We start from the raw sequence: 16,081 nt of genomic DNA on the forward strand, positions 1-16,081 counted from the left end.
ACGGCCTGTACGTCCTGTACATTTTTTACAGACGGACTTGAGCCGCGACCGAGAAGAGGCATGCCGTGAACCAGCCCGCCGCCCGCTACGTACTGCCGGAGTTCACCGAGCGCACCAGCGCCGGGGTCCGCACCCTCGACCCGTACTCGAAGCTGCTGGAGGAGCGGATCGTCTTCCTCGGCACCGCCGTCGACGACACGGCGGCCAACGACGTGATCGCCCAGCTCCTGTACCTGGAGTACGCCGCCCCCGACCGCGACATCCAGCTCTACCTCAACTCCCCCGGCGGCTCGCTGAGCGCCGCGACCGCGATCTACGACACGATGCAGGCGGTCGGCTGCGACGTGACGACGACCTGCATCGGCCAGGCGGCGTCGACCGCGGCCGTGCTGCTCGCCGCGGGCGCCCCGGGCAAGCGGACGGCGCTGCCCGGCGCCCGGATCCTCGTCAGCCAGCCCGCGGCCGAGGAGCCGCGGCACGGCCAGCTCTCCGACCTGGACATCCACGCGCGCGAGCTGCTGCGGCTGCGGGAGCAGCTGGCCGGGATCCTGGTGCGGCACACCGGGCAGAGCCCCGAGCGGATCGCCGCCGACCTGGAGCGGGACAAGATCTTCGACGCCGCCCAGGCCAAGGCGTACGGCCTGGTCGACCACGTCCTGCCCGCCCGCAGGGGGTGAGCGGGGGTGTTTCCGCCCGAACCGCACCCTTTGCCCGCACTCACCCGCGCCGAGGGCGACTTCGTCGACAGCTACCTCGCCGTCGTCGACCTGCTCGGCCGGATCAATCCGGCGCGCGGCCACGACACCTACAGCGCGCTGCGCGCCGCCCAGGCGCTCGCCTCGCACTCGCTCGCCCTGCGGGACGCGCTGACCCTGATGCACGAGCGAGGTGAATCACAGGTGCACGCCGCAACCCTGGCGCGCGCCCTGCGCGTCCTGGACGGAGAACGCAGGGCGCAGCGGCTCGCCGTGCCGCCCGCTTCGACGAATTGAGATGGCCCCGGCATCCGTGGGATGACCGGGAAGTGACCAGGGGGCATCGGCTGTTCGACGTAGTCAGAGGCGGTTCCGGCGGCCCGGAGGAGTTGCGTCCCGCCGGTGGACGCCCGGCGGAAGGCATCGTTCCGATGCTGGTGCGACGGCGGTCAGGGTCGAGCGGGGAAACCTCAAATCGCCGCTGTCCACTCGAACTGGTCAGTCGTGAGGAGCCTCACAAACTGCCATTTCGGCTCGGATTTCCGGCACTCCATGAGTCAAGATCCCTGTCGACGACAAGCCCCCGCCGCCGCGGCGGGGCGGTCCGGGCGGACGCCGAGTCCTGCCGCTGCCCCGGACGACTGGTCGACAGGAGTGGATCGGCAGGAGTGGAGGACCCAATCAGTACGGGTCGGTCGTTGGACGGCCGTCCCTCGGGGTGAAGCCGCGCGCGAGCGCGGCCGGGCATCTTCGCCTGTCCGAACCCGACAGGTCATCCTTCGTAGGCGGCTGACGAAGGGTTGCGCATGTCTGCGCATATACGTGTTCCGTCCGTGCTGTCCCGGGCCGGTGCCGTCTCGGCACTCACCCTCGCCGCCGTCGGCGGTACGGTGCTCGCTCCGGGCGGCGCCTCCGAGGCCCAGGCCGCTTCCTCGTCGCACGCGACGAAGGCGCTGAGCGTGGCCGTCTCGAAGAAGGGAGCGCCGTATCAGTACGGAGCGGCCGGACCCTCCAGGTTCGACTGCTCGGGGCTGACGCTCTACTCGTACAAGAAGGCCGGCAAGACGCTGCCGCGCACCGCGCAGCAGCAGTACAACAAGACCCGGCACATCTCCTGGAGCAAGCGGCAGAAGGGCGACCTGGTCTTCTTCCACAGCGGTGGCGGTGTGTACCACGTGGGCCTGTACGCCGGGAACCACAAGGTCTGGCACTCGCCGAAGCCCGGCTCCGGCGTGAAGCTGGAGCGGATCTGGACCAAGAACGTCTGGTACGGCCAGGTGCGCTAGCCCCGACCGTGAACGGCGCCACCAGCGATGGTGGCGCCGTTTTCCGCTTTCCCGGCGCCCTCGTCCGCCGTCCCGGCCCTCAGCGGGGGACCGGGCTCTTCCAGGGCAGTGCGATCCACACGGTCTTTCCGCCCTCCTCGGTCGGCGTGACGGAGAGCCGTCCGCCGCACTCCGCGGTCAGCGAGCGGATGATGACCATGCCCCGGCCGTTGTCCTGCTGCACCGCCGCGGGCAGCCGCTGCGGCCAGCGCGGATGGCTGTCGGTGACGCCGATGCGCAGCTGCTCGTCGCGCACCAGCTCGATGTCGACCGTGAAGGTGGGCGACTGCCCGAAGGTGTGCTGTACGGCGTTCGTGGCGAGCTCCGAGACGATGAGCCGGATCGTATCGGCAACATCGTCGTTCCTCGGCAGCCCCCATTCCGCGAGGACGTCGGCGACGTGTCTGCGCGCGGCGGAGACCGACACCGGATCGCTCGGCAGGGTGACGGACGCTTCTCGATGGTCTGCCATGGCGACGCTGCCCCTTTCCCATCACGATCCATCCGCATCCAACCGCGCCGACGATCGTGGATTGTGCTTCGCGCCAGAGTGCCACTCATGGTGCCGTTCTCGTCGCCCATCCACCAAGATATGCATATATCTGTCCCTCAAAGCGGTGAACTCTGCTACGCGAGACCGTATTTGGGCGCCACACTGGCCCATCGCCCCAAGCGGGAGAAGACCGAAGAGCGGCGTTGACGAACCACTTCAACGAATCAGGCGAACGAAGGGAGCGGGGCATGCGGCACGGACCGGCGGTGCGTCGCAGGAAGCTCGGCGAGGAACTGCGCCTGCTGCGCCTGGCGGCCGGCCTCACCAGCCGCGAGGCCGCGGTCCTGGCGGGCTGGAACCAGTCGAAGGTGAGCCGCATCGAGACGGGTGCCAGTGGCGTGAAAGCGTCCGACGTCCAACTCCTGCTCGACGCCTACGGCGTGGACGACTCGCGGCTGCGCTCGCTGCTCGGGGCACTGGCCGGAGCGGCGGACACGGGCGGGGACGGCTGGTGGCACGCGTACCGGGGGCTGATCCCGCCCCAGTACCGGGACTTCATCAGTCTGGAGTCGCAGGCGCGCACCGCGCGCACGCTTGAGACCTCCGTGGTGCCGGGGCTGCTCCAGACGCCCGCCTACGCCCGCGCGGTCACCCGCGCCTCGCTGGAGAGCCTGCCGGCCGCCAAGATCGAGTCGCTGGTCGACGTGCGGATGGCCCGCCAGGCGGTGCTGCGGGCCGATCCGCCGCTGAGCCTGAGCGCGGTGCTGGACGAGGCCGTGCTGCGGCGTGAGGTGGGTGGGCCGCATGCGATGCGGGAGCAGTTAAGGCATCTGACGCGAGTGGCGGAACTGCCCCAAGTGCGGCTCCAGGTGCTGCCCTTCGCGGTGGGGGGCTATATCGGCCTCACCGGCTCTTTCGTAATCTTCTCCTTTCCGAACATTGCTGATCTGGATGTGGTTGTTCTCGACCATTTGACGAGTAGCCTCTACCTCGAACGGAAAGAAGACCTGGAGGCGTACTGCGCCGCCTTCCGCACGATGCAGCAACACGCCCTTTCCCCCGAGGACTCGTTGGACCGCATCGCCGGGATCTGCGCCGACACGTAGCCCCGATGCGCCGCCGGCACGTCACCCCCGGCACGCGGTCCGGCACACAGGGAGGCACTCCGCCATGTCTGCTTGCCCCGCACCGCACAGCGAAGTGCGCTGGCTGCGCAGCAGCCACAGCACGGGAATGAACAACTGCGTCGAGGCCGCCCGGTTCACCGCGGCGGCCCCGGCGGACACCTTCGCCCGGTACGGCCCAGGCGTCACCGCCGTCCGGGACTCCAAGAGCCCCGGCAGGGCGCCGCTCACGTTCTCCGCGACGGCCTGGGACTCGTTCGTCGGCGCGCTCCGCGAGCACGCGTCGGCCTGAAGGAGCACCGCACGCGCTCGTCCACGGACGTCTGCCGGGCGGGATGCCCGCCCGGCAGGCGTCGGACACCGGCGCTCAGCCGAACGCCCCCGGCGGCGCCGTCGCGACGATCTTCGCGACGGCCTCCTCGATTTGACGATCCGTCAGGTCCGCTCGGGCGGTCAGCCGCAGCCGCGAGATGCCGTCCGGCACCGAAGGCGGTCTGAAACAGCCCACCACCAGACCGGCAGCCCGGCAGTCGGCCGCCCAGCCAAGCGCCGACTCGGGCGACGGCGCGCGCACCGAGACCACGGCCGCGTCGGGCCGCGCCGCGGTGAGCCCCGCCGCCGTGAGACCCGCGTACAGTTCCCCCGCCACCTCCCGCGCCCTGGCCGCGAGCCGCGGCTCGCCGCGCAGCAGCCGCAGGCCCGCGAGCGCGGCGCCCGCCGCGGCGGGCGCGAGGCCCGTGTCGAAGATGAAGGTGCGGGCGGTGTTCACCAGGTGGTCGATGACCTTGGCGGGGCCCAGGACCGCGCCGCCCTGGCTGCCAAGCGACTTGGAGAGGGTGAGCGTCGCGACGACGCCCGGCGCCCCCGCGAGCCCCGCGCCCGCCATCGCCCCGCGCCCGCCGTCGCCGAGCACCCCGAGCCCGTGGGCGTCGTCCACCAGCAGGGCGGCCCCGTGCTCGGCGCAGGCGGCGGCCAGCTCAGGCAGCGGCGCCGCGTCCCCGTCGACCGAGAAGACCGAGTCGCTGACGACCAGCGCGCGGCGGCCGGGGTGGGCGTCCAGCGCCTTGCGCACCGCATCGGGGTCCGCGTGCGCGACGACCGAGGTCTCGGCGCGCGAGAGGCGGCAGCCGTCCACGATCGAGGCGTGGTTGGCCGCGTCGGAGACGATCAGTCCGCCGTGCCCGGTGAGCGCGGTGAGCGCGGCGAGGTTGGCGGCGTAGCCCGACGAGAGGACCAGCGCGGCCTCGAAGCCACAGAACTCCGCGAGCTCCCGCTCCAGCTCCGCGTGCAGCTCGGTCGTGCCCGTCACCAGACGCGACCCGGTGGCGCCGCCGCCCCAGCGGCGGGCCGCGGCGGCGGCCGCGCCGGTGATCTCGGCGCGGCGCGTGAGACCGAGGTAGTCGTTGCTCGCCAGGTCCAGGAGAGCGGAGTCGGCGGGCCTCGGGCGCAGCGCGCGCACCAGCCCGGCGGCTTCCCTGCGGCGCGCTTCGCCGTCGAGCCAGTCGAACGGGTCCGGCGAATCCGTCGGTTCCATGGGTCGGGCCCCTTTTTGTAGGCAGCGGACAGACCCTAACCGCCCCGAGATGCGCACAGGGTGTGGCGATACACACACCTCAAAGTCCCCGAGTTGTTCGGTTCCTCCCTGGTCGAGCGGCGGACCGTACGTAAAGATCGGCACCATGGACCTGCTGAACACGCTGGTGGAGAAGGGCCTGCGGCGCGAGCTGCCGACCCGCGAAGAAGCGCTCGCCGTGCTGGCGACCACGGACGAAGAGCTGCTCGATGTGGTGGCCGCGGCCGGAAAGGTGCGGCGCCAGTGGTTCGGGCGGCGCGTGAAGCTCAACTACCTCGTCAACCTGAAGTCCGGGCTCTGCCCCGAGGACTGCTCGTACTGCTCGCAGCGGCTCGGCTCCAAGGCCGAGATCCTCAAGTACACCTGGCTGAAGCCGGACGAGGCGTCCAAGGCCGCTGCGGCGGGCGTCGCGGGCGGCGCGAAGCGGGTGTGCCTGGTCGCCAGCGGCCGCGGCCCGACCGACCGCGACGTGGACCGGGTCTCCGAGACGATCGCGGCGATCAAGGAGCAGAACGAGGGCGTCGAGGTGTGCGCCTGCCTCGGGCTGCTCTCCGACGGGCAGGCCGAGCGGCTGCGCGACGCGGGCGCCGACGCGTACAACCACAACCTCAACACGTCCGAGGCGACGTACGGGGCGATCACCAAGACCCACACCTACGCCGACCGCGTGGACACCGTGCAGAAGGCGCACGCGGCCGGGCTCTCGGCCTGCTCCGGGCTGATCGCGGGCATGGGCGAGAGCGACGGGGACCTGGTCGACGTGGTCTTCTCGCTGCGCGAGCTCGACCCGGACTCGGTGCCGGTGAACTTCCTGATCCCGTTCGAGGGCACCCCGCTCGCCAAGGAGTGGAACCTCACCCCGCAGCGCTGTCTGCGCATCCTGGCCATGACCAGGTTCGTCTGCCCCGACGTGGAGGTGCGCCTCGCGGGCGGCCGCGAGGTCCACCTGCGCTCCATGCAGCCGCTCGCGCTGCACCTGGTCAACTCCATCTTCCTGGGCGACTACCTGACCAGCGAGGGCCAGGCGGGACAGGCCGACCTCGACATGATCGCGGACGCGGGCTTCGAGGTGGAGGGCGCGGGCGAGACCACGCTGCCCGCGCACCGGGCGGACCTCGCCGAGGCCGCTGCGGCGGGCGGCTGCGGGTCGCACGCCTCCGGCGGCGGCTGCGGCTCGCACGCGTCGGACGGCGGCTGCGGCTCGCACGAGGCGTCCGGCGGCGGCTGCGGGCCGTGCGGCGGCGCGGCGGCCGCGGCCCCCGGAGCGGCGCCCGCGGCGCGCGACGCCGAGCAGCCGCGTCCTGACCTGGTGGCGGTGCGCCGCCGTGGAGCGGGGACGGATCTGGCGCCCAATGCGTAACAGCGAACTCCTCGCCCTGGACCGGGCCCACGTCTGGCATCCGTACGGCCCCATGCCGGGCCGCGAGGAGCCGCTGGTCGTGGAGTCCGCGTCCGGGGTGCGCCTCAGGCTCGCCGAACCGGTCCACGGCCAGGACGAGTTGGTGGACGGCATGTCCTCCTGGTGGTCGGCGGTCCACGGGTACAACCACCCGGTGCTCAACGAGGCGGCGCGCGCGCAGCTGGACCGGATGAGCCACGTGATGTTCGGCGGGCTCACCCACGAGCCCGCCGTGGCGCTCGCGGCGAAGCTGGTCGAGCTCACGCCGGAGCCGCTCCAGCACGTCTTCCTCTGCGACTCGGGCTCCGTGTCCGTCGAGGTCGCGGTGAAGATGTGCCTCCAGTACTGGCGTTCGGTGGGCCGTCCGGAGAAGCGGCGGCTGCTCACCTGGCGCGGCGGGTACCACGGCGACACCTGGCAGCCGATGGCGGTGTGCGACCCGGAGGGCGGGATGCACCAGCTGTGGCAGGGAGTGCTGCCCCGGCAGGTCTTCGCCGACGCGCCGCCCAACGCGTACCAGGAGTCGTACGCGGACCATCTGCGCGCCACGGTCGCCCAGCACGCCCACGAGGTCGCCGCGGTGATCGTCGAGCCCGTCGTGCAGGGCGCGGGCGGGATGCGCTTCCACTCCCCCGAGTACCTGCGGGTGCTCAGGGAGGCGTGCGACGAGCACGGCGTGCTGCTGGTGTTCGACGAGATCGCGACCGGTTTCGGGCGGACGGGCGAGCTGTTCGCGGCGGACCACACCGGGGTCTCGCCCGATGTGATGTGCCTCGGCAAGGCGCTGACCGGCGGATACGTCACGCTGGCGGCCACGCTGTGCAGCTCTCGGGTGGCCGATGGCATCTCGCGCGGCGAGGTGCCGGTGCTGGCGCACGGGCCGACGTTCATGGGCAACCCGCTGGCCTGCGCGGTGGCGCTCGCCTCCATCGACCTGCTGCTGGGCAGGGACTGGCGGACGGAGGTCAAGCGCCTGGAGGCGGGGCTGCTGGGCGGCCTCGCGGAGGCGGCGGAGCTGCCGAGCGTACGGGAGGTGCGGGTGCTGGGCGGCATCGGCGTCGTCCAGCTCGACCACGAGGTCGACATGGCCGCGGCGACGCGGGCGGCGGTGCGGGAAGGGGTCTGGCTGCGGCCGTTCCGCGACCTGGTGTACGCGATGCCGCCGTACGTGACCGGCGCGGACGACCTGGCCCGCATCACGCGCGCGGTGCGCGCGGCAGCGGCGGCGGGGTAGGTCTACGGGGGGCGGTGCGGGTTCCGCTGCGCGGGGCGGTCCCCTACCAGCCCCTTCCCGGAACCCTGCCGGGGGCGAGCCCGCTGCCGCGGGGTGGGTACGTCGCACGTGTGCCTCACCCTCGCGCAGTTCCCCGAGCCCCGCACGGGGCTCGGGAAGGGGCGAGCAGGGGGACCGCCCGCCGCAGGCGAACCCGCACCCGCCACCCGCCCATCCCCTTCCACCACCAACGACAGGAGCGCCCCCATGCCCGTCATCGTCATCAGCGGCACCGGCACCGAGATCGGCAAGACCGTCGCCACCGCCGCCCTCGCCACCGCCGCCCTCGCCCAGGGCCGTTCCGTCGCGGTGCTCAAGCCCGCGCAGACGGGCGTCGCCCCCGGTGAGCCGGGGGACGTCGACGAGGTGGCCCGGCTCGCCGGGTCCGCCGTCACCAAGGCCGAACTCGTCCGGTACCCCGAACCGCTGGCCCCCGACACCGCGGCCCGCCGCGCGGGCATGCCCCAGCTCCGCCCCGAGGACGTCGCGGAGGCGGCCGAGAAGCTGGCCGCAGCGCACGACCTCGTGCTCGTGGAGGGCGCGGGCGGCCTCCTCGTGCGCTTCGACGACGCGGGCTCCACCCTCGCGGACGCCGCCCGGCTGCTCGCCGCCCCCGTGCTGGTCGTCGCGACCGCGGGCCTCGGCACGCTCAACGTCACCACGCTCACCACCGAGGCCCTGCGCGCCCGCGCCCTGACCCCGCTCGGCGTGGTGATCGGCAGCTGGCCCGCCGCCCCCGGCCTCGCCGAGCGCTGCAACCTCGCCGACCTCCCCAGCTCCGCCGGGGTCCCGCTGCTCGGCGCGGTCCCCGAGGGCGCCGGCGCCCTCGCCCCCGACGCCTTCCGGGCCGCGGCGCCCGGCTGGCTGGCCCCTTCCCTCGGCGGCACCTGGTCCGTGGACGACGTCGCGCGGCGGTGACGCGGCGGCACGGCCGCGCGATGGGGCGATGGGGCGGTGACTTCGGCGCCGTACGGGGAAGACCCGGGAAGAGCGCCGAACACCCGCGCCGGCCAAGGAGGTCCGCGATGCACTCGCGCCGCCCCAGCGTCCCCAAGGACGCCGTCCACCATCCCCTGTTCGCCCGCTTCTACGTCCGCTTCAGCGTCACGGCGGACGACCGCGCGGGCATCGCGGCCCACCGCGCCGAGCTGCTGTCCGGTCTCTCCGGGCGGGTCATCGAGATCGGCGCGGGCAACGGACTCAACTTCGCCCACTACCCGGGCGCGGTCTCCGAGGTCGTGGCCATCGAACCGGAACGCCTGCTGCGCAGGCACGCGGTGCGCGCGGCGCTGCGCGCGGACGTGCCCGTGGACGTCGTGCCGGGCGCGGCGGAAGCGCTGCCGGTCAAGAGCGAGGCGTTCGACGCGGCGGTCCTCTCGCTGACGCTGTGTTCGGTACGCAGCGTGCCCCGGGCGCTCGCGGAGATCACGCGCGTGCTGCGCCCCGGTGGTGAGCTGCGGTTCTTCGAGCACGGCCGGGCCGAGGGGCGGGTGCTGGCCCGCACCCAGCGCGCCCTGGACCGCACCGTGTGGCCGCTGCTCTTCGGCGGCTGCCACACGGCACGGGATCCGCTCGCCGCACTGGTGCGGGCGGGGTTCGTCGTGGAGACGTACCGCAGACTGAACGTCCCCCCGAAAGGACCCCGGCTGCCGTCGTCCCCGTGCGTGCTGGGTACGGCGGTGCGACCGGGGACCGCGGACACGGACGTACCGGGTTAGCCGCGCCCGGCAGGGCGCGGCCTGGGGGCGGCGCTGGGCTGGGGAGTCGCGCCGCCCGTGCCGCCCGAGCCGCCCGTCGCGGCCGTGCCGCCCGAGGTGCCGGGGACGGTCGGTTCGCCCTCGATCTGCGCGGCCAGGGCCCGCAGCGCCGCGGCCAGCTCCGCCTTGCTCACCTTCGAGTCGACGCGCCCCTCCAGCGCGGCGATGCGCTGTTCCAGCTCCTCGATGGTGGTGCCGCCGCCCGAGGTCCCGCCGATCGCGGAGCCCTCGCCGCTGCCCCCGACGGTCATGCCTTCGGCGGTGGAGCCGGTGCTGCCGACGTCGCCGCCGGTCTCGCCCGCCGTGCCGTCGCCGCCCTCGCTCACGCCCACCGTGCCGCCGCTGCCCTCGGTGGACCCGCCGCTTCCGGTGGCGGTGCCGCTGTCCGCACCGCCGCTGCCCTCGGTCACGCCGACCGAGCCGCCGGTGTAGGTGCCGCCGTCGGACGCCGTCCCCGGGTCGGGCGTGGGATCGGGCGTGGGGTCGACCGCGGCCGCGGCGGCCGCCGGGGCTCGCCCGCCGTCGCTCGCGGCGATCGCGCCGCCGATCCCGATCACGGCCACGGCACCGGCCGCGGCCACCGCAACAGTCATGCGTCGCACATGTATTCGCATCATGATGCGCACACTACCCACACAACCCTCCTCACCAGGAGGGAAGTTCACTCACTCCACTGCCGCAGCTCCCCGGCGATCGCCCGCACCTCCGCCTTCCCCTCCGTCACCAGCCGCGCCAGATCGCGCACCCGCTCGGGCGAGGTGACGACCTTGACCCCGCTGGCGACGAGGTAGCCGTACGCGACGGCGCTCGCGAACATCGCGTTGGAGTGCTCCAACGCGGGCACGTGGAGCAGGAGTTGCAGGAGGGCCGCCGCCCTGGTGTACGGATCTCCGTAGACGGGCGCGCCGAAGATCTCCGCTTCGTGGCGGCTGACGGCGGCGACGAGCGCGCCCCAGTCGGTGACCTGCGGGTCACCCGGAGTCTTGTGCTCGGCGACCACGAGGAGCCAGGAGATGTCGATCGAGAGGCTCAACGCGGACCAGCACCGTCCCGCCCGGCTTCCCCGGCCGTCCCCGGCCCCCCGGACGACTCCGGTCTCCCCCCGGACTCGCCCGCGAAGACGGCCCCGTACCGCTGCATGAAGTCGGCGGCGGCGTCGACGAAGGTGCGGCCCAGCTCTCCCGCGTCCTGCTGGACCAGCTCTTCGATGTAGCGGTTGACGCTCATGCCGCGCTGCGACGCGCGCTGGCGCGCGGCCTCCGCGGTGGCCTCTTCCACTCGTACGTTCAACTGAGTCTTCGGCACTCCAACACGCTAGCGTCCACGCGCTAGCACCGGCAAGGCGAGCGCTCCGTGCCCCGCGCACCGGTCCGGCCGCCGACCCCGGGACGGTACCGGCGAGGGATACCGGGAGCGACGCGCCACCTCTACTCTCGCCTTCTGTACGGGAGTTGGTACGTCCACGCCCCGGGAGGCAGCCTTGTCCACACCAGCGACCGCGCCCGCACACGGACTCGCGGCGGGCGTCCCGCTCGCGGCCAGGGCACGCGGTCTGACCAAGGCCTACGGCACGGGCGAGACGACCGTCCTGGCGGTGGACTCCGTCGACGTGGACGTCGCGCGCGGCAGGTTCACCGCCGTGATGGGCCCGTCCGGCTCCGGCAAGTCGACGGTGATGCACTGCCTCGCGGGGCTCGACACCGTGTCGGCGGGGCAGGTCTGGCTCGGCGACACGGAGATCACCGGGCTGAAGGAGCGCGAGCTCACCCGGCTGCGGCGGGACCGGATCGGATTCATGTTCCAGTCGTTCAACCTGCTGCCGACGTTGACGGCCGCCGAGAACATCACGCTGCCGATGGACATCGCGGGCCGCAGGCCCGACCGCGCCTGGGTGGACCGGGTCGTCGACACGCTGGGCCTGCGCGACCGGCTCAAGCACCGGCCCGCCCAGCTCTCCGGCGGCCAGCAGCAGCGCGTCGCGTGCGCGCGGGCGCTGGCCGCGCGGCCCGAACTGATCTTCGCGGACGAGCCGACCGGGAACCTCGACTCCCGCGCGGGCGCCGAAGTGCTCGGCTTCCTGCGGGAGGCGGTCGACGAGTTGGCGCAGACGGTGGTGATGGTGACCCACGACCCGGGCGCCGCCGCCCGCGCCGACCTGGTGCTCTTCCTCGGCGACGGCCGCATCGTCGACTCGATGCCGAAGCCGTCGGCCGACGCGGTGCTGGAGCGGATGAAGCGGTTCGACGCGCTCCGCAAGAGCTGACGGGAGGCCCGAGGTGCTCAAGGCGACTCTGCGCAGCTTCTTCGCGCACAAGGGACGGCTGCTGCTGTCCGCGCTCGCGGTGATCCTGTCGGTGGCGTTCGTGGCCGGTTCGCTGATCTTCTCCGACACCGTCTCCCGTACCTTCGACCGGCTCTTCGCCTCCACGTCGGCCGACGTGACCGTCGCCCCGAAGGACGACATCGACGAAGGGCTGCCGTCCGGGGTGCTGCGGACCGTGCCCGCCTCGCTCACCGAGCGGCTGCGCGCGGTCCGGGGCGTGGCGCAGGTGAGCATCGACGTGTCGGTGGACAACGTCACGGTCGTCGACCGCGACAACGAGTCGGTGGGGCCGACCAGCGGCGCCCCGACCATCGCCACCAACTGGTACCCCACCGACCGCAGTCCGGTGGAGCTGACCAGCGGCCGCGCACCGCGCGGCCCCGGCGAGGCGATGCTCGACGCGGACACCGCCGACAAGAAGCACGTGGGGATCGGGGACGGCCTGACGGTGCTGGCCAAGCCCGGCTCGTTCCGGGTCGAGGTCGTCGGGATCGCCACCTTCACCACCACCAACCCCGGTGCCGCGCTGCTGTTCCTGGACACCCCGACCGCCCAGCGCAAGCTGCTCGGCGACCCCGCGGCCGCGACCTCGATCTCGCTGACCGCGACGGACGGCACGAGCGACGAGCAGTTGAAGCGCGAGGTCGCGGGCGCGCTGGGCGACACGTACGACCTGAAGACCGCCGACGAGTCCGCGGAGTCCGCCGCGTCCGACCTCGGCGGCTTCCTCGACGTGATCAAGTACGTGATGCTGGGCTTCGCCGGGGTCGCCGTCCTCGTCGGGATCTTCCTGATCGTCAACACCTTCTCGATGCTGATCGCCCAGCGCACCCGTGAGTTGGGGCTGATGCGGGCGCTCGGCGCCGACCGCCGCCAGGTGCGCCGCTCGGTGCTGCTTGAGGCGCTGCTGCTCGGCCTGGTCGGCTCGACGCTCGGCCTCGCCGCGGGCGTGGGGCTCGCGGCCGGGCTGATCGAGCTGATCGGCACCTTCGGGATGAACCTGCGGGCGACCGAGATGGTGGTCTCCGCGGTCACGCCGATCGCCGCGTACGCCGTCGGGGTCGGCGTCACCTTCGTCGCCGCCTACCTCCCGGCGCGCCGCGCCGCCAAGGTCTCCCCCATGGCCGCGCTCGCGGACGCCGAGGTGGCGGGCACGGGACGGCCGCTCAAGGTCCGCGCCACGGCGGGCACCCTGCTGGCGGCGGCCGGGGCGGCGGCGCTCGCCGGGTGCGCGGTGAGCGGGGACACGGCCACCGCCTCCTCGCTGCTGGGCCTCGGGGTGCTGCTGACGCTGGTCGCGACGGTGGTGGCGGGGCCGCTGCTGGTGCGGCCCGTGGTGCGGGTGCTGGGCGGGGCGTTCCCCCGGGTGTACGGGCCCGTGGGCCGGATGAGCCAGCGCAACGCGCTGCGCAACCCCCGGCGCACCGGGGCGACCGCGTCCGCGCTGATGGTGGGGCTCGCGCTGGTCGGCGGCCTCTCGGTGGCGAGCGCGTCGATGACGGCCTCGTTCGACGAGCAGATCGACAGGACGCTCGGCGCCGACTTCACCGTGCAGAACAGCAACTTCCTGCCCTTCCCGAACGAAGTCACCCAGAAGATCAGGGGAGTCGAGGGCGCGGGGCTCGTGGTGCGCCAGCGGTTCGCGCCGCTCGCGGTCACGCTGCCGGACGGCAAGCGCGTGGAGACGACGGCCCTCGCGTACGACCCCCAGCTCGACGAGGTCGCCCACCTCACCTACGCGCGCGGCTCGACCGCCGACGCGCTGGGCCGCGACACCATCGGCATGGACGAGGAGTTCGCCGCCGACCACGGCGTGCGGATCGGCTCGACGGTCGCGGTGGAGTTCCCGTCCGACCGCAGGGCCCGGCTGCGGGTCACGGCGTTCACCGACATGCCCCAGGGCGGCGGATTCGCCGCGCGGGGCGGGCTGTTCATGGGGATGGCCACGCTGGAGCGCCATCTGCCGGGCGGCGAGGACGCCACGGTGTACGTCAACGCCAGGAGCGGCGAGGACGCCGGGCGGCTGCGCGCCGAGCTGGAGCGGGCCCTCGACCCGTATCCGCAGGTGCAGGTCAGGGACCAGGCCGACTACAAGGAGCTGATCCGCGACCAGATCGCGGTCCTGCTGTACCTGGTGTACGCGCTGCTGGGCCTGGCGATCGTGATCGCCGTGCTCGGCGTGGTGAACACCCTGGCCCTGTCGGTGGTGGAGCGGACCCGGGAGATCGGGCTGCTGCGCGCCATCGGGCTCTCGCGGGTGCAGCTGCGGCGCATGATCCGGCTGGAGTCGGTGGTGATCGCGGTGTTCGGCGCCGTGCTGGGCCTGGCGCTCGGCATGGTGTGGGGCGTGGCGATCCAGCAGGTCCTGGCGCTCCAGGGACTGACCGCCTTCGCCGTCCCGTGGTGGACCTTGGTGACGGTGGTCGTGGGCTCGGTGGTGGTGGGGCTCGTGGCGGCGGTGCTGCCCGCGCTGCGGGCCTCGCGGATGAACGTACTGGCCGCGATCGCGCACGAGTGAGCGCGGCCGGCCCCGGCCCCGCCGACCTCAGGACGAGGAGACCGCATGAGCAGGCCGTTCCGTTTCGGAGTCAACCTGATGACGCCCGCCGGGGGCGCGCAGTGGCGCGAGAAGTGCCGCAGGGCGGAGGCGCTGGGCTACGACGTGATCCTGGTGCCCGACCACCTGGGGATGCCCGCGCCCTTCCCCGCCCTGGTGGCCGCCGCCGAGGCCACCGAGCGGCCCAGGCTCGGCACGTTCGTGCTGAACGCCGCCTTCTGGAACCCGCACCTGCTGGCCAGGGAGGCCGCGGGCACGGACGCGCTCACCGACGGCAGGTTCGAGCTGGGCCTCGGCACCGGCTACGTGCGCGAGGAGCACGAACGCTCCGGGATCGCCTTCAGGTCGGCGGGCGGGCGGGTGGACCGGCTGCGGCACACCGTCGAGGAGTGGGACCGGCTGACCCGCGACGAGGGGCACGTCCCCGCGGCCGTGCAGCGCCCGCGCCCGCCGCTGCTGATCGGCGGGAACGGCGACCGGGTGCTGCGGATCGCCGCCGAGCACGCGCGGACGATGGCCTTCACCGGGGGCCGGGAGGACAGGAACGGGGCGCTCGTCGCGCACACCGCCGAGGAGCTGGCGGAGCGCGTCGAGACGTTCCGGAAGCTGGCCGAGGGCCGGCCGGAGCCCGTGGAGCTGAACCTGCTGCTCCAGTTCGCCGAGGTCACGGACGACCGGCGGGCCAGGGTACGGGAGCTGGCGGCGCTGGCCCCGCACCTGGCCGAGGAGCAGGTGGCCGCGCTGCCGATGCTGGCGCTCGGCAGCGCGGGCGACGTCGCGGACCAGCTGCGGGAGCGGCGGGAGCGGTACGGCTTCACGTACTTCGCCGTGCTGGAGCACTCCATGGAGTCCTTCGCACCGGCGATCGCGGAGCTGTCCGGCGAGTGAGGCACCGCTCCGGGGCCGTGCGGACACCCCTGAGCGGGGCGTGCGCACGGCGGGGCGGGGCGTGCGCACGGCTCGGCGGGGCGTCCGCACGGTGGAAACCCGTCGACGCGGCCGGCCGCCCGGTGGTGGGATGCCTCTCATGGACGACCTTCGAATGCGGGCCGCCGTCCCCGCCGACCTCGATGCCGTGCTGGCGTTCTGGAAGACGGCGGCCGAGGGCACGAGCATCAGCGACGACCGCGGCGGCGTCGAGCGGCTGGTCGCCACCGACCCCGGCGCCCTGCTGCTGGCCGAGCTGGACGGGGAGCTGGTGGGCACCGTCATCGCCGGGTTCGACGGCTGGCGGTGCTCGCTCTACCGGCTGGCCGTCCATCCGGAGCACCGCCGCCGGGGAATCTCCCGGGCGCTGCTCGCGGCGGCCGAGCGGCGCTTCGCGGAGTTGGGCGGGCGGCGCGCGGACGCGATGGTCTTGGAGGCGAACGAGCGGGCCCACGCGGCCTGGGGCGCCGCGGGGTACGAGCGCCAGGACCACTGGCGGCGCTGGGTGAAGCCGCTGTAGCGTCCGCCGTCCCGCCGTACGCAGATGCCTTCCCGACGGGCGGGTCGCTTTGCCGCTCCTTTACCATGAGTGGAACATTCGTCTCCTCTTTCGAAAGGTGTGAGCGTCCGCCCAT

At 73.3% G+C, this 16,081-nt stretch carries 18 protein-coding genes and 1 riboswitch; of the genes, 13 read left to right on the forward strand and 5 right to left on the reverse strand.

Annotation, left to right across the window (positions count from 1 at the left end; translation table 11 throughout):
- Positions 1–65 precede the first annotated feature (65 nt).
- From ACIBNE_RS31330 to ACIBNE_RS31340, 3 genes are all read left to right on the forward strand, one after another.
- Positions 66–677: an ATP-dependent Clp protease proteolytic subunit gene (locus ACIBNE_RS31330; RefSeq protein WP_399277538.1), complete on the forward strand. Its 612-nt coding sequence runs from the start codon at positions 66–68 to the stop codon at positions 675–677.
- Between the two features lie 6 nt (positions 678–683).
- The gene (locus tag ACIBNE_RS31335) at positions 684–992 is read left to right on the forward strand and encodes a hypothetical protein (protein ID WP_399277540.1); all 309 of its coding nucleotides are present in this window, start codon (positions 684–686) and stop codon (positions 990–992) included.
- Between the two features lie 306 nt (positions 993–1,298).
- Positions 1,299–1,498: riboswitch (cyclic di-AMP (ydaO/yuaA leader) on the forward strand.
- 3 nt (positions 1,499–1,501) lie between these two features.
- Positions 1,502–1,981 (forward strand): C40 family peptidase, encoded by a 480-nt coding sequence (locus tag ACIBNE_RS31340; RefSeq protein WP_399277542.1) that lies wholly within the window; start codon positions 1,502–1,504, stop codon positions 1,979–1,981.
- Positions 1,982–2,060: 79 nt separating this feature from the next.
- Here ACIBNE_RS31340 and ACIBNE_RS31345 read toward each other — a convergent pair whose 3' ends face one another.
- Complete coding sequence (locus tag ACIBNE_RS31345; protein ID WP_399277544.1) at positions 2,061–2,492, reverse strand: ATP-binding protein; 432 nt, start codon at positions 2,490–2,492, stop codon at positions 2,061–2,063.
- 269 nt (positions 2,493–2,761) lie between these two features.
- On the opposite strand from ACIBNE_RS31345, the gene ACIBNE_RS31350 reads away from it, so the two are divergent.
- Both ACIBNE_RS31350 and ACIBNE_RS31355 read left to right on the forward strand, forming a co-directional pair.
- Positions 2,762–3,619: a helix-turn-helix domain-containing protein gene (locus tag ACIBNE_RS31350; RefSeq protein WP_399277546.1), complete on the forward strand. Its 858-nt coding sequence runs from the start codon at positions 2,762–2,764 to the stop codon at positions 3,617–3,619.
- A 64-nt stretch (positions 3,620–3,683) separates the two neighbouring features.
- A complete protein-coding gene (locus tag ACIBNE_RS31355) occupies positions 3,684–3,929 on the forward strand; it encodes a DUF397 domain-containing protein (RefSeq protein WP_399277547.1) in 246 nt (81 codons plus the stop codon).
- A 75-nt stretch (positions 3,930–4,004) separates the two neighbouring features.
- Here ACIBNE_RS31355 and ACIBNE_RS31360 read toward each other — a convergent pair whose 3' ends face one another.
- Positions 4,005–5,171, reverse strand: coding sequence for an aminotransferase class I/II-fold pyridoxal phosphate-dependent enzyme (locus tag ACIBNE_RS31360; protein ID WP_399277549.1), 1,167 nt, complete (start codon positions 5,169–5,171; stop codon positions 4,005–4,007).
- Between the two features lie 145 nt (positions 5,172–5,316).
- Here ACIBNE_RS31360 and bioB point away from each other — a divergent pair, with 145 nt between their 5' ends.
- The 4 genes from bioB (at position 5,317) to ACIBNE_RS31380 (ending at position 9,600) form a co-directional block, all read left to right on the forward strand.
- A complete protein-coding gene (bioB, locus tag ACIBNE_RS31365; RefSeq protein ID WP_399277551.1) occupies positions 5,317–6,570 on the forward strand; it encodes a biotin synthase BioB in 1,254 nt (417 codons plus the stop codon).
- A complete protein-coding gene (locus tag ACIBNE_RS31370) occupies positions 6,563–7,843 on the forward strand; it encodes an adenosylmethionine--8-amino-7-oxononanoate transaminase (protein ID WP_399277553.1) in 1,281 nt (426 codons plus the stop codon). The genes bioB and ACIBNE_RS31370 overlap by 8 nt, the downstream gene beginning before the upstream one ends.
- Positions 7,844–8,089: 246 nt before the next feature.
- A complete protein-coding gene (gene bioD / locus ACIBNE_RS31375) occupies positions 8,090–8,800 on the forward strand; it encodes a dethiobiotin synthase (RefSeq protein WP_399277554.1) in 711 nt (236 codons plus the stop codon).
- A gap of 107 nt (positions 8,801–8,907) precedes the next feature.
- Complete coding sequence (locus ACIBNE_RS31380; protein WP_399277555.1) at positions 8,908–9,600, forward strand: class I SAM-dependent methyltransferase; 693 nt, start codon at positions 8,908–8,910, stop codon at positions 9,598–9,600.
- On the opposite strand, the gene ACIBNE_RS31385 is transcribed toward ACIBNE_RS31380, so the two are convergent.
- From ACIBNE_RS31385 to ACIBNE_RS31395, 3 genes are all read right to left on the reverse strand, one after another.
- The gene (locus tag ACIBNE_RS31385) at positions 9,597–10,232 is read right to left on the reverse strand and encodes a hypothetical protein (RefSeq protein ID WP_399277557.1); all 636 of its coding nucleotides are present in this window, start codon (positions 10,230–10,232) and stop codon (positions 9,597–9,599) included. The two genes, ACIBNE_RS31380 and ACIBNE_RS31385, sit on opposite strands and share 4 nt — an antisense overlap.
- A gap of 68 nt (positions 10,233–10,300) precedes the next feature.
- Positions 10,301–10,672: a fic family toxin-antitoxin system, toxin component gene (locus tag ACIBNE_RS31390; RefSeq protein WP_399277560.1), complete on the reverse strand. Its 372-nt coding sequence runs from the start codon at positions 10,670–10,672 to the stop codon at positions 10,301–10,303.
- Positions 10,669–10,944, reverse strand: a complete 276-nt coding sequence (locus tag ACIBNE_RS31395; protein ID WP_399277562.1) for an antitoxin — start codon at positions 10,942–10,944, stop codon at positions 10,669–10,671. Before ACIBNE_RS31395 ends, ACIBNE_RS31390 begins: the two co-directional genes overlap by 4 nt.
- Before the next feature lie 175 nt (positions 10,945–11,119).
- On the opposite strand from ACIBNE_RS31395, the gene ACIBNE_RS31400 reads away from it, so the two are divergent.
- The 4 genes from ACIBNE_RS31400 to ACIBNE_RS31415 all read left to right on the forward strand — a co-directional run bounded on the left by ACIBNE_RS31400 (position 11,120) and on the right by ACIBNE_RS31415 (position 15,966).
- Positions 11,120–11,902 (forward strand): ABC transporter ATP-binding protein, encoded by a 783-nt coding sequence (locus ACIBNE_RS31400; RefSeq protein ID WP_399277564.1) that lies wholly within the window; start codon positions 11,120–11,122, stop codon positions 11,900–11,902.
- 13 nt (positions 11,903–11,915) lie between these two features.
- On the forward strand, positions 11,916–14,480 hold the full coding sequence (locus ACIBNE_RS31405) for an ABC transporter permease (RefSeq protein WP_399277566.1): 2,565 nt from the start codon (positions 11,916–11,918) through the stop codon (positions 14,478–14,480).
- Positions 14,481–14,525: 45 nt separating this feature from the next.
- On the forward strand, positions 14,526–15,407 hold the full coding sequence (locus tag ACIBNE_RS31410; RefSeq protein WP_399277568.1) for a TIGR03621 family F420-dependent LLM class oxidoreductase: 882 nt from the start codon (positions 14,526–14,528) through the stop codon (positions 15,405–15,407).
- 139 nt (positions 15,408–15,546) lie between these two features.
- Positions 15,547–15,966, forward strand: a complete 420-nt coding sequence (locus ACIBNE_RS31415; RefSeq protein ID WP_399277570.1) for a GNAT family N-acetyltransferase — start codon at positions 15,547–15,549, stop codon at positions 15,964–15,966.
- The last annotated feature ends 115 nt before the right edge of the window (positions 15,967–16,081 follow it).

Origin of the sequence: Streptomyces sp. NPDC050504 (genome assembly GCF_044458065.1) — a bacterium.
Classification (GTDB): Bacteria; Actinomycetota; Actinomycetes; order Streptomycetales; family Streptomycetaceae; genus Streptomyces.